This window comes from Paenibacillus praedii (assembly GCF_049725345.1).
In the GTDB taxonomy this organism is placed as follows: domain Bacteria; phylum Bacillota; class Bacilli; order Paenibacillales; family Paenibacillaceae; genus Pristimantibacillus.
On sequence record NZ_JBMWAM010000018.1, the window covers coordinates 42,651 to 54,380 of the forward strand.

13 protein-coding genes and 2 other RNA genes are annotated in these 11,730 nt (G+C 39.0%); 4 read left to right on the forward strand and 11 right to left on the reverse strand.

The annotated features are described in order from the left end of the window. Nucleotides 1-678: 678 nt before the first annotated feature. Nucleotides 679-1,092, reverse strand: coding sequence for an HNH endonuclease (locus ACO9K6_RS15925; RefSeq protein WP_424768542.1), 414 nt, complete (start codon nucleotides 1,090-1,092; stop codon nucleotides 679-681). A 237-nt stretch (nucleotides 1,093-1,329) separates the two neighbouring features. Between ACO9K6_RS15925 and ACO9K6_RS15930 the strand changes: the two genes are divergently transcribed. Beyond that, a complete protein-coding gene (locus ACO9K6_RS15930; RefSeq protein ID WP_424768543.1) occupies nucleotides 1,330-2,088 on the forward strand; it encodes a hypothetical protein in 759 nt (252 codons plus the stop codon). On the opposite strand, the gene ACO9K6_RS15935 is transcribed toward ACO9K6_RS15930, so the two are convergent. From ACO9K6_RS15935 to ACO9K6_RS15950, 4 genes are all read right to left on the reverse strand, one after another. Beyond that, on the reverse strand, nucleotides 2,080-2,535 hold the full coding sequence (locus tag ACO9K6_RS15935; protein WP_424768544.1) for a DNA N-6-adenine-methyltransferase: 456 nt from the start codon (nucleotides 2,533-2,535) through the stop codon (nucleotides 2,080-2,082). The genes ACO9K6_RS15930 and ACO9K6_RS15935 overlap by 9 nt on opposite strands. A gap of 302 nt (nucleotides 2,536-2,837) precedes the next feature. Then, nucleotides 2,838-3,746 carry a hypothetical protein gene (locus ACO9K6_RS15940; RefSeq protein ID WP_424768545.1) on the reverse strand — a complete coding sequence of 303 codons (909 nt, stop codon included), beginning with the start codon at nucleotides 3,744-3,746 and terminating at the stop codon, nucleotides 2,838-2,840. A 193-nt stretch (nucleotides 3,747-3,939) separates the two neighbouring features. Next, the gene (locus tag ACO9K6_RS15945; RefSeq protein ID WP_424768546.1) at nucleotides 3,940-4,989 is read right to left on the reverse strand and encodes a putative phage abortive infection protein; all 1,050 of its coding nucleotides are present in this window, start codon (nucleotides 4,987-4,989) and stop codon (nucleotides 3,940-3,942) included. 437 nt (nucleotides 4,990-5,426) lie between these two features. Next, complete coding sequence (locus ACO9K6_RS15950) at nucleotides 5,427-5,975, reverse strand: hypothetical protein (RefSeq protein WP_424768547.1); 549 nt, start codon at nucleotides 5,973-5,975, stop codon at nucleotides 5,427-5,429. Between the two features lie 138 nt (nucleotides 5,976-6,113). Here ACO9K6_RS15950 and ACO9K6_RS15955 point away from each other — a divergent pair, with 138 nt between their 5' ends. Next, nucleotides 6,114-6,584: a hypothetical protein gene (locus tag ACO9K6_RS15955; protein WP_424768548.1), complete on the forward strand. Its 471-nt coding sequence runs from the start codon at nucleotides 6,114-6,116 to the stop codon at nucleotides 6,582-6,584. Nucleotides 6,585-6,724: 140 nt separating this feature from the next. On the opposite strand, the gene ssrA (ACO9K6_RS15960) is transcribed toward ACO9K6_RS15955, so the two are convergent. Beyond that, nucleotides 6,725-7,055, reverse strand: a transfer-messenger RNA (tmRNA) gene (ssrA, locus tag ACO9K6_RS15960). A gap of 272 nt (nucleotides 7,056-7,327) precedes the next feature. Between ssrA (ACO9K6_RS15960) and ACO9K6_RS15965 the strand changes: the two genes are divergently transcribed. Then, nucleotides 7,328-7,678, forward strand: coding sequence for a hypothetical protein (locus tag ACO9K6_RS15965; RefSeq protein ID WP_424768549.1), 351 nt, complete (start codon nucleotides 7,328-7,330; stop codon nucleotides 7,676-7,678). On the opposite strand, the gene ACO9K6_RS15970 is transcribed toward ACO9K6_RS15965, so the two are convergent. The 4 genes from ACO9K6_RS15970 to smpB form a co-directional block, all read right to left on the reverse strand. Continuing rightward, a complete protein-coding gene (locus ACO9K6_RS15970; RefSeq protein WP_424768550.1) occupies nucleotides 7,675-8,310 on the reverse strand; it encodes a hypothetical protein in 636 nt (211 codons plus the stop codon). The two genes, ACO9K6_RS15965 and ACO9K6_RS15970, sit on opposite strands and share 4 nt — an antisense overlap. A gap of 1 nt (nucleotide 8,311) precedes the next feature. After that, nucleotides 8,312-8,827, reverse strand: a complete 516-nt coding sequence (locus ACO9K6_RS15975) for a hypothetical protein (protein WP_424768551.1) — start codon at nucleotides 8,825-8,827, stop codon at nucleotides 8,312-8,314. A gap of 1,047 nt (nucleotides 8,828-9,874) precedes the next feature. Further along, nucleotides 9,875-10,238: a transfer-messenger RNA gene (ssrA, locus tag ACO9K6_RS15980) on the reverse strand. A gap of 244 nt (nucleotides 10,239-10,482) precedes the next feature. Then, nucleotides 10,483-10,962 (reverse strand): SsrA-binding protein SmpB, encoded by a 480-nt coding sequence (gene smpB, locus ACO9K6_RS15985; RefSeq protein WP_424768552.1) that lies wholly within the window; start codon nucleotides 10,960-10,962, stop codon nucleotides 10,483-10,485. A gap of 138 nt (nucleotides 10,963-11,100) precedes the next feature. Between smpB and ACO9K6_RS15990 the strand changes: the two genes are divergently transcribed. Beyond that, nucleotides 11,101-11,433, forward strand: a complete 333-nt coding sequence (locus ACO9K6_RS15990; protein WP_424768553.1) for a copper homeostasis protein CutC — start codon at nucleotides 11,101-11,103, stop codon at nucleotides 11,431-11,433. A gap of 28 nt (nucleotides 11,434-11,461) precedes the next feature. Here ACO9K6_RS15990 and ACO9K6_RS15995 read toward each other — a convergent pair whose 3' ends face one another. Further along, on the reverse strand, nucleotides 11,462-11,662 hold the full coding sequence (locus tag ACO9K6_RS15995) for a cold-shock protein (protein WP_424768554.1): 201 nt from the start codon (nucleotides 11,660-11,662) through the stop codon (nucleotides 11,462-11,464). Nucleotides 11,663-11,730 lie beyond the last annotated feature (68 nt).

Here is an 11,730-nt window from a genome sequence, read left to right on the forward strand (position 1 = left end):
GATACTCCTTTGACAATGGCATGAGTCCATGGTCCCATATTTTACCCGAAACTCTCTTTATATTCGACAATATCCTCGATTCTCCTTCCTCAACTATTAACAGAACGCTCATCTAACTAAAAAAAATCCACAACCTTATCGGAAAAGTCGATAAGAGGTCCGTCTCGATAAACTCCTTCAAACCGGATCTTTCAGGGCAATATACGTGGAAATGGACCGTATCATTCACTTATATAACGACCATGAGGCCTATCAAAATATCGCAGAAATCGCAAAGAAGACATCTCTTTCGAACTCCTATTCTTGATGATAAGGGCCCGAGTCCTCAATAAGAAGGAAAACGAACTCGATGAGGCAAAATCAAAATAGGACAATTTGGATAAAGTCGGATTTTGACGACAATTACAGAATATCTCAAGGGGGATGGTAAGGGACAAATGCTACAAAACAAAGCAACTCACTCGAAGAAGGATCGCTATAAATCCGATCTATTTCGATTTCAATGAGAAAGAATTTAGCATAACATATAGAAGGCTTCCGGCATTATCTCTTGGGAAAGGCCGCTTTTTGTTTTTATTCAACAAAAAAAAGCAAGTTCTTATCCTTTAAATAGGGAAGAACTTGCTTCTATCCGGGGGAGTCGAACGCGCGATAGAAATAACGATTCCAGCCGCACTTTCACCCGTTCACTTGACGATGGTAATGTCTGGCTTTCGTGAGGCGGCAGCAGAGCATTATAAGATTAGGCACGGAAAAGCCTTTTTCTTTAAGATAGGAGAACGCTGAACGGTTTCCACGTTTCGTGTTGCATTCCATGCAAGAAGCGAGCAAGTTTTCGGGAAGATCGGAGCCGCCTTTACTTGAGGGAACAATATGATCTACTGTCGTTGCGGGACGCCCACACCACAAACAACGGTAATGATCCCGTTTTAAGGCTGCTTTTCGATAGTCTCGAAACGAAAACGGGTTGTATAGCAATTGGATCGTCTGCTCGTCGATCCACAAGGCACGGGCTCGATTCACTTCTCTCCAGGCCCGATGAGGCAGACATGGGGTGAGTTTTTGGCCATCCAAATTGAGCACGGTTATCATAGTCGAATACCTCCTTAGCAAAGCAAAAACCACATCCTCACGCGGATGTGGTTTTACATGGTGGAGGCGAACCGTGGCTGTGCAAAACCACAATTCGTCGGAGTGTGATGATCAAGCTGTTTGGGGAGGTGGCGTAGAGTTACCAATCCTTCAGACCCTTCCTACGTATAAGCATGAACTAAATGCAAATAATACAAGATGAGGAGATTTTAAATACATTGAAGGACGTCTATTCGAATGGAAAACAAGACACAAACAGAAGCTGTAATTGAAACAGTGGAACTTTTAGGCGGTTTTGCAACATTACAAGAACTCTATTGCCAGGCACTTACTATTCCCGGTGTTGTTTGGAAAACAAAGACTCCTGATGCAAGTATTCGTCGAATTGTACAAACATCAGGCCATTTCTTCAATATACGACCAGGACTATGGGCTTTAAAAAAATTCAAAGATAAGTTACCAAGACATATTGAAGAACTTCAAGAAAAAAAAGTTTATGATAAATCTACTCCAAGTATCCACTCCTATTATCAAGGGCTATTAGTTGAACTAGGAAATCTTATGGACTATAGCACTTATATTCCGCCACAAGACAAAAATAAAATATTTGTTAATAAACCTTTATGCAAGGTTGCAACTCTTGAGGCATTACCTCCTTTCACCTATGAGGAAGTGCTGGGAAAGGTAAAAAGCATTGATGTAATATGGATGAATCAGAGTAGACTGTCTTTTCCAGCTTATGTATTTGAAATCGAGAACTCAACAGACTTTTTGAGATCTCTCACCAAGTTTTTCGAAATTAGGGACTTCACTACCCAAATGTTATTTGTTGCACCGGATCGTAAGAAAAAACAATTTAACGAAATAATTAACTCAGAAATTTTTATGGAATTAAAAAATCGAGTAAAATTTTGGAGCTACGACTATGTAGATCAAGTCTATAATTCTTCATTTCCCCAAGCAAAATTAAAAAAACAAATGAAACTATTACACTAATAAATTTGATCCACTACTTCCGCGAAAGACAACAACAACTGAAGGAAAAGGAGCATCACCATTAGAACCTCCAAATCTAATCCTTCGTTTAATGAAGCGAATGTCGTTGTTTTTATCCACTTTTTCGCAATATTCATGCCACCATTTCGTATCAGTTCTTGCAGGTAGCAAGCATACTACCGTTACGCCTTTTAAGGATGATTCATAGGCCTTTTGAACCCACTTGTGAATCCCCCTCCCATACGGAGGGTTCATCCAACAGACTCCAGTCCATTCTTGTCTAAGTCCGTTTTGTGCAATCGTAAAATACCTCTCGCATTTCTTGTTAGACTCGGTTGCGCATACATCAAGGTCAAATTTAAATTCAATATTCAACTCATCAAATAAATCCTGTGGTGTTTCCCACTCATAAGTCGATGAAGAAAACATACCCTCATTCAAGACCATAGCACGCCACCTCCAATAGTAGAAGCTAACCATGGTCCATATGTATGAGGGTCTGATTGTCCAAAATCACATCAAATTGTAAATTGCCTTTACAAGAACCAAAATCAAAGAAAATTATTGTGACAGTTGTCATCCGAAACTACAGAAATGACTTTCAAACTAACCACGCCTAACCCCTGTCCCTCATTAAAAGTTATGGTTTTAACCGGACAAGGGTTCTTGCAACTGAACCGTGGCTGTGCAAAACCACAATTCGCCGCCATTTGTTATTGAAGATGTTTGTTGAGGTTGCCTAAGCTACTTTAACTGAACGCTGGAGTATTTCCTTTATTAAGCTCATATTTTCTAAGGATAACAATCGAATTCCAATAATTGTTCTTTACAAGCCGATAGCCTAAAGGTAACTCACAGGGTAAGTACGCACCTTCCTTTTGAAATTGATTCAATTCGTCCATAATATCTATTCCTAAACCAGCTAAACTAGATATTATGGCATCAAAATCATCATCAGTAAAAGTGAAACTTGTATCCTGCATTCCTTGTAAACCGCATAGTAATGTATTCTGTAATAATAAATCAGAACCGTCCTGCCCTTTACACCACTGATTTATGTCCCAGTCAATCTTCCCATCATAACCTACCTGATTAAGACTACTGAGAGTGGGTATTTTCAATAATTCCCTTAAGGAGCCCCTGGGATAAGTTTCAAAAAGATTGTCGCCTACCTTGTATTCCGGAGAAACCGCCCATAAAGACCGGAAACGAACCCAAACATGCCCTATTCTCTCACCAATAGATGAAAGACCGTTCGTGTATTGATCTATATATCTTCTCTTCAGTAATCCATAGCTTTTATCAATCATGTGATTATATATTTCATTTGGAGATAACGAAAAAATGCTTACAAGTTCGCTGATATCTATAGGGGTATCCACACACCAATTAATTGGCTTCTCAATGTCCCAATTAAAATCGTTTTGAATGCATTTAAGCCATTCATCAATTACATTCTTAGTTGCATTAGCATAATCTATAGCTGTTAAGTCTTTATTATTTTTGCCGGAAATTTTACGGGCAATAGGTTTTGCTTGCCCCTCATCTGGCAAACTGCTTAATAACACAACTTCAATTTTCTCTCCATTAAGCCTGCTAAGAGCTAAAGCACTCTTTGCTTCGGAAATACTAGAAATATCAATCCCAAGACTTAACATAACTAATGACTCACCTCGTTAAGTTTACTTAGTAGTCATGATTATTACCAATAAAATCCTGTCCAACATTAACCATTGTGGTTTTATTTGGACAAGGGTTCATATTTCTGAACCGTGGCTGTTCAAAACCACAATTCGCCGTCATGTGCTGATACGGATGTTCGGAGAGGTGGCTTGAATTCTAAATTAAGATTTAAGATCGATAGGACGATTGCTTCGAATATTGATCCATGTCTTCGAATATTTCATGTAATGCATCAGGAAGTAACTGTTTCTTTAAATTATTCAGTATCTGGTACTCTTTTATCAGCTCATGGAACTCTTTACCGTCATCTGTAAGAGAGTTATATAAAATTAAGACAAGCTCATGTGTAGAGAGTTGGGCCCTGATAATTCTAACATACTTTTTCTTTTCTTCGTATGTTCCATTTCCTCTAGATTCACCATTCTTTATTAATTCCTCGCTTTCATGAATTAACTTAAAGATATGGTATAAATTCCTGAAATAATGCCCTAGTATGTCCTCATGGTACGAAGAGGCAAACAATTGTTTCAATCCTTCTATGGTGTACGGCTCGTCTTTATTAAGAACGCCGCTATGCTCAACGAACCATTTGAAATATTTCCTTCCATTTAGTTCCACTGATGTACTAACTTTCGTTAAACCAAGAGTTTCCGTTTTAGTTCCATTGTAATGAATTGCATTTACTATCTCATGATGAAGTGAGACCATCTGAAAAAATGTGTTTTCAAATCTTTGCTTAGACATTGTTTTATTCTGCCTATCAAATTCTTCTAGTGTAGACTTCAGCTCCTTTCTTTGTGACATATAGGCAGCTACTAATACAATAAAACTTGCTAAAGTAAATAAAGGAGTTGAAGAGCCACCGAGCCAATCCCCTATAGGCCCTAGTTCTTTATGACTTGTGTAAGGTTGCTTTGTTCCATTTGTGTCATCTACTTTTTCAGGGAAGTAGGATTCATATGTTTCCTTTGTCTCCTTGATTTCTTTTGTGGTATCTGTCTCCCTACTTTCTTTTATCTCCTTTGTTTCCCTTGTAATCAATTGATTTTCTGCTATATCCATATTCGCCTTACCTTCAGATACTATTCCATAATACTCCAATTGGCCTAGAAAGATTAGTCTCACAAAAAAAGTACTTAAAAACCCCAGAATTGCAATAATGAGGGCAATAACTAGCAATCTATTACCCTTTATTTTCCTTAGTACATTCTTTAACAACTTCTATCACCTATCACCTTTCCTCAATATGTGGTTGGTTAAAGTTCTGACACCGTTGGTCTATTCTATAAAGGATAATCTTATGTGGGATCAAAATCTCAACAATTACTCGATGTTACTTAGGTTTTTTAACATAAGGCGCCAACACGACGAACCCTCGTGATGTCCTCAAAATTTCCACCAATATCGAGCCTCGCTTTTACAGCAGCTGTCTTGAGCCCGACATTAACACCGAGATCATCCTCGTACCTAACCGAAAGCGCGAAGCTTTTTATTTCAGTTGAACGATACTGAACCCCTGTCCGGCATTAACCATTGTGGTTTTGCATGGACAAGGGTTCAGAAATGCGAGCCGTGGCTGTGCAAAACCACAATTCGCCGGAGTGTGATGCTTAGGTTGTTTGGGGAGGTCGCTTAAACCTTCAATGTAGAGTTGTCTATTTACCCATTATTGCATCGAGCGCATCTTTTGCAGCATATGATTGTCCATCATAATATCCATCCGACATAAATGATTTCATAACAGGTCCAACAATTTTCTTCATCATATCCTCAGAAAGATTTGCGGTTAAATATTTAAAGAACTCCGTACCTTCTACTTCCATTTCCTTCATTAGCTTATTTCTATCAAATTTCACTAAATTATTCGTTACACTATCTGATAAACAATAATAGAATTGCATGCAAAATAATGGGAACATATATTTTGTAATTACCGTTTTGTAAAACGAACTCTTAAACCAATATTCTGTATCTTTTTCTGTCATCCCTGCTTTCTTACGAAAATCATCCCTTAGTATATTCTCCCACTTCTTCAGTTTATCCTTAAATGCTTGTTTGCTTGCCCATACAACATGGGCTCTTTTTTGTTCTTGTGGATTTGGCATTTCACGAAGGTCAAAGTAAACACTATAATCGGTCTTATCCCTATCCACAAAGACTACGTTTAGAAAATCCCCATACCCATATTCATCTTCCCATACCATCTTGAATAATCCCCCAATCACTTACTTATTTTCCTTCTTAGACTTTTACTGTTAAATAAAATCTATACTATTTTGCCCTGGATTGCTATAATTCTCTAAGATTAAAAAACTCTCACCAAAAGCAGAGGAGGCTCCATCTTGCAAAATATTATAGATTACATCAATTCTACTGTAATGTGTGGTAAATGCTCTAAAAAATATCAGAAGACAGAACCAGATCAAAGACTGCCACAAAATTGTACTTGTGGACATGACCTATCCTTTAATAGGGAAATTTTCCGCAGTTTTCGCACACAACAACGTACTAAGAAGATTCAACCCGAAAAATCATCATTGGGCAACGTCCGGGCCATTTTTGATTTTGAACGGTCAGTTTTATGGTGTCCAAATTGTAATCATATGTATATTCGAATTAATATCGCAAGGTTGCCCGAAGTTTGCTGGGGTTGTAAAACTTATAAATTTTCAGAAGAAGAAAAAAATATATATTATAACCTTCGTGCTGGAGGCGGAAATTTTGAACGCTCATTTGTAGATGTGACGGACAAAGTTGCCGACGCAGCAGTTGAGGGAATTCGAGCTTTCTGGAATACCTTGCGAAAGAAATAGAAGCTTCATACTCTCCTTTCAAAGACAATGAAGCTACTATTACATCTGTAGAAGAAACTGAGATTCAAATTAAAATAAAAATTGTACCCTTGTCCAGCATTATTTATTGTGGTTTTGACTGGACAAGGGTTCAGAATAGCGAGGGGATTTGAACCCCTGTCCGAAGATCCCGCCACACAGGCTTCTACGGGTGTAGTCACGGTTTTGATGTCACCCTAGGAACTCCCCGTAACCGGATTCCCTTCGGGTCAGCCTGATTGTCTTCTTCAGCACACCTCAGGCGGAGATGTGACAGCGTATCCCACTAAAGTTGGGCCCCTATCCCGGCACATGGGCGATACAGGGTAGAAGCACGTGTGCAGGTTATTAAGCTGCTACAGCGTAGTTTGTTTGTTGTTTGCCGTTTAATAGGCTTTAGCGTTGATGAAGCAGACGACTCCCTGCTACCCGCTGGCACATTACCCTAAACGTGGATTTAAAGTGAGCTTCATAAGGTCTACACAGAAAAATGATTGCACAATTGTTTCACTTTAACTTATACTTAAACGAACTCAAGATCAGTGTACTATTACTACAAGTTATAAGAATTGTTTTTCACTCACTGCTTTAATTCATAATCAACGTCGACGTCGAATAAAGTGTATAGATATTGGAGAAACTAAGTGATAACGCCTTCAATATTTGCAATTCAGGGATTGTCTTGTTATTATTATGGAGAAACAAACTGAAAGTAGGTGTTCTAGATGAGAATTGATGACTTTATGGAATTTGGGGATTATATTAACGTAATTGTTGAACCAAATCATTCACAAAGTGTTCTGAGGCAATATGAAGCTATGTATCCTCAGTTCAATTCTAGAACGATTTATTGGTACTATTCGGTTCAGGATTTTGGAAGTATTCTCAAAAATGTTATTCCTGACATCGAAGATTGGATTTACCATATTGAAAAAGTAATACAATACGGTGGTAATTTAGATGAACAAATAGTTTCGTTTGATGATGAAGGCGTCTTTTTTTCAACTAATGAGGGACAAGATAATAATCACGAAGAAAAAGAGAGGGAAAAATCCCTCTCTTTTGTTTTTAACTAGTTCTTTTTCTTACTAATAGTGAATTTTCTAGGCTTACATATTAACTCTTTTATCTCTAATCCTTGACTTGGATGAAACAGCCATTGTTTTTTGCAAGCTGTTGCTACTATTGCAGTATCTGCACTCATTGATATTACTTCTTCGTTTTGTTCTATGTAGCCACTATCACAACTCATTAATATTGCTTCAATGCACAGCTTTAATCCTCCAGAAAATAATGACAGCGTTTCTTCTATAGTGTTGAGTTTAATATCCCTAACTCCTGGAATAATAATGTCTTCAAAAGCCATAATCCCTTGAACAAGAGGAATACTCTTGGATTGAAGCATATCTTTAACGCTTCTATCCGATGTCGGCGGATTAATCTTTTGTTTCTCTCCCTCAATATCAACAGTTACAGTAAAGTGTTGCGGAAAGGCTACAGCAATTATTTCAATGTCTGAATGTCCTTTACTGACTATTAAGTCTTTTAATTTTATAGCTGAAACTCCATCAGTCGTGAAAACCAATACCTTCTTTATTTCATTTTGTACAGCTCTCTCTATAACCAAATCAATAGTGTTGTCAATATTAACTTTTCCTTCTTCATTATAATAATATATACTTTGTGAATACCCCAATTTGTCGTTCATATTAAATAATCTCCTTCCGTATTAAATTTTGAATATCATTGTAATGACTTGCAAAATCATTATTGAGCGGATATGCACCTTCGATTAAATACTCATTTGAAACAGCTATCATGACTGGTAAAGAGTAATTTATAATTTCAAGTCTGATATGCTCGGGATACTTGAGTTGATGTGGAATTGTGGGGTCAACATCATCATGGTTTGCGTGTAAATTCCCACTCTTATCTAAATCAATTCTGAATGGCTTTAAAATTTTTGTTGTACAAGTTCTACCTTCAAAATGATATGAGTGCGAAACAATATCATAATACTCATCTTGTACTAAACCTTCTTCCGAATACTTAAGTTGACAATTGTCTCTAGTTTTCATTACTTTCTTTCTGATTCTAATCTCTCTAATTATACCCTCAGCATCAATAACAAAATCAAAAGGCTTATCCGGAAGTTCAACCCAGCTACCAGTAGAACGCATTAGTTCAACTGTTTTTTGAATGTATTTTTTTAAATTAATCTGCAATTTCTCATCCCCCAGGCTCAAAAACTATCTTGCCTTTCAATAAACAAATAGCTTTTACAAAACACTGTAAGAAAAAACCATCTGTGAGAGTGTAAGAAGAATATAAGATGTTTATAGAGCTCTGTTAAGCAAAGTCATCTCAACTTCTTGTTAAATACCAATAATCCAATAGTTCCATTAGCCTGCGAATCTGCATGAATATTGTCTTTCTTCTAGGAATAATCGATATCTTAAGTAAGATGGAATCAATCACCACCTATCTGCCGCCATACTATCTATCTATTTCCAATCACTATTGAATTCAGATGTAAAAAAAGCATTTCATTCCCTAATACTCTATATGTTCATTCTAAGAACATGTAAAGAAACATTATTCAGAGTTCTTGATGTCTATTTAAGTGTGCTTTCTCTCTTTATACAAGAGTCAGCCGACAATATTATCAGTTCTTTCGGTATCACATATGTATACATACATATTCGCATATTGCCCAAAAACTGTAAAGGGAATTGTCGGCTGAATTCATTACTTATGGTCTATATTTCTGCTACCATCGTCTTATCCAACAACAACTCTTTCTTTCTGTATCTGCGTAGTCAGATACAAACTTCGTTGCCAACTTGCAAATGCAATGTATTCCTCCGGCACTGAGATACCCTATAGGTTCGAAGATACCATAATTAATTCCTGCTCCTTATCCATCGACAGCCGCAGCAGCGTCGTCCGCAACTTGTTGGTGAAGATCTCCTCCACACGTTCCTTACGCCAGCCAACATACTTGCAAAATTTCTTACTTAGTATTTCGCAAAGTTGTTTCGCAGTTGGTGAGGATGAATGGCTACGCCCACTTTCTCTCCTATTTCCTTTAGGGCTCTTTCACGTAAGGAAAAAACCTCCTATTGGGAGTGGTACCACACCCTACACCATCAGAAATATTTCTTCTTCGACGACTCAACAGCCAAATCTCCAGCAACCACGCGGTTTTACCAACCTCAACGCATACAAAAACGCAAAAAAACGACCTGACACGGTCGCTTTTCTGATGGTATTGGTGGAGGCGAGGGGATTTGAACCCCTGTCCGAAGATCACGCCACACAGGCTTCTACGGGTGTAGTCACGGTTTTGATGTCACCCTAGGAACTCCCCGTAACCGGATTCCCTTCGGGTCAGCCTGATTGTCTTCTTCAGCACACCTCAGGCGGAGATGTGACAGCGTATCCCACTAAAGTTGGGCCCCTATCCCGGCACATGGGCGATACAGGGTAGAAGCACGTGTGCAGGTTATTAAGCTGCTACAGCGTAGTTTGTTTGTTGTTTGCCGTTTAATAGGCTTTAGCGTTGATGAAGCGGACGCGTCCCCACTACCCGCAACCCGCGCTCGTCCAATCCCCGTCGAATCCATAAACGCCCCCATTTTAGCATAAACGACTAGCTGCATTGCGGCACTACCGTTTAGCTCGAATGAAGCTTTAAGGATTAAGGAACGCTGAAGATCCATTTAAGATCATCCGCTAACCGTTCCGATTGTTAAGCACGAATGCTCATTGCTTTGTTTGTATTGCCGTTGCTACTGCTTTAGTATAACACGAATGGCTGGTTTACGCGCATATTTGTTATTGGTAACAATGGATGCCTTCAACCATGGAAAAAAATTATTTAACGAGCTACCTTCTGCTTTTCACGAAGCGCACGCTGGATGTCTCTTTGCGCATCGCGCTTTGCTGCCGTGTCGCGCTTGTCGAACTGCTTCTTACCTTTACCGAGTCCTATCAGAAGCTTGGCAAAGCCATTTCGGATATAAATCTTCAAAGGCACAATCGCATAACCCTCTTGCTTGGAGAGGCCTAAAAGCTTGTGAATTTGAGACTTATGCATCAATAGCTTGCGTGCACGAGTCGGATCTGTCGGGTTATGCATATTCCCTTGCTCGAACGGACTGATATGCATGTTATGAATGAAGATCTCTCCATTACGAATCGTAGCGAACGCATCACTTATATTCGCCCTTCCGTTTCGCAGCGATTTGATCTCTGTACCCAAGAGCACCATTCCGGTTTCGAAGGTTTCCTCGATGAAATAGTCATGGGAAGCTTTTTTGTTCTGAGCAAGCTGCTTATTCTCACTTTTCTTACCCATGCTGGTCACCTCGACTTTATTACGTTAAAATGTTGTTGCAAGCTATACAGGATTTCATTGTAACAACTTTATGATCGGAAATCAAGGTTCAGCAACCTCTTGGCGTCCTGCATATTTTGATAAAAAGAAGATCACCCCATGTTGCTCGAAGTCATTGCCACTACTGCGAACGATGTTGTTACAGCGGCCTCCCATGGCGCTGATCGTAATCCTTCGTGTATGATAATGCAAACGGTACCAATTAATCAGAATGCACTGGAAAAGCTGCTACAGGCCGCTGGAGAGCGTCCAGTGACCTTCCACCGGGCCTTTGATGAAGTCAAGGACCCGGAAGAGGCGCTCGCCCTACTCGTCCATCCCGGAACCGGTGCAAGACAAGGCGGAAGAGTCGATTACGACATTGATGGAACGCTCGGTCGTCAAGTTCGCCGCTTTGTGGATTCAAAAACAGCCCTTAACCATAAAGGTTAAGAGCTGTTTGATCAACGATAGCAAGCTACTACAGCTTAACTACGTTTTCTGCTTGTGGTCCACGGTTGCCTTGAACAACGTTGAACTCAACTTGTTGGCCTTCTTCAAGAGTTTTGAAGCCGTCTCCAACGATTGCGGAGAAATGTACGAATACATCGTTGCCGCCTTCAACTTCGATGAAGCCGAAACCTTTTTCAGCGTTGAACCATTTAACTGTACCTTGTTGCATGTGTAAAACCTCCAAAAATAATATTAATATGCGCCTGTTTCGTTCTTAAAACAAAAAATTCACACATT

Bases quoted from the DNA above. Each gene is read 5' to 3' on its own strand.
- ACO9K6_RS15925 (WP_424768542.1), bottom strand. From the start codon at position 1,092: ATGATAACCGTGCTCAATTTGGATGGCCAAAAACTCACCCCATGTCTG.
- ACO9K6_RS15930 (WP_424768543.1), top strand. From the start codon at position 1,330: ATGGAAAACAAGACACAAACAGAAGCTGTAATTGAAACAGTGGAACTT.
- ACO9K6_RS15935 (WP_424768544.1), bottom strand. From the start codon at position 2,535: ATGGTCTTGAATGAGGGTATGTTTTCTTCATCGACTTATGAGTGGGAA.
- ACO9K6_RS15940 (WP_424768545.1), bottom strand. From the start codon at position 3,746: ATGTTAAGTCTTGGGATTGATATTTCTAGTATTTCCGAAGCAAAGAGT.
- ACO9K6_RS15950 (WP_424768547.1), bottom strand. From the start codon at position 5,975: ATGGTATGGGAAGATGAATATGGGTATGGGGATTTTCTAAACGTAGTC.
- ACO9K6_RS15965 (WP_424768549.1), top strand. From the start codon at position 7,328: ATGAGAATTGATGACTTTATGGAATTTGGGGATTATATTAACGTAATT.
- ACO9K6_RS15970 (WP_424768550.1), bottom strand. From the start codon at position 8,310: ATGAACGACAAATTGGGGTATTCACAAAGTATATATTATTATAATGAA.
- smpB (WP_424768552.1), bottom strand. From the start codon at position 10,962: ATGGGTAAGAAAAGTGAGAATAAGCAGCTTGCTCAGAACAAAAAAGCT.
- ACO9K6_RS15990 (WP_424768553.1), top strand. From the start codon at position 11,101: ATGTTGCTCGAAGTCATTGCCACTACTGCGAACGATGTTGTTACAGCG.
- ACO9K6_RS15995 (WP_424768554.1), bottom strand. From the start codon at position 11,662: ATGCAACAAGGTACAGTTAAATGGTTCAACGCTGAAAAAGGTTTCGGC.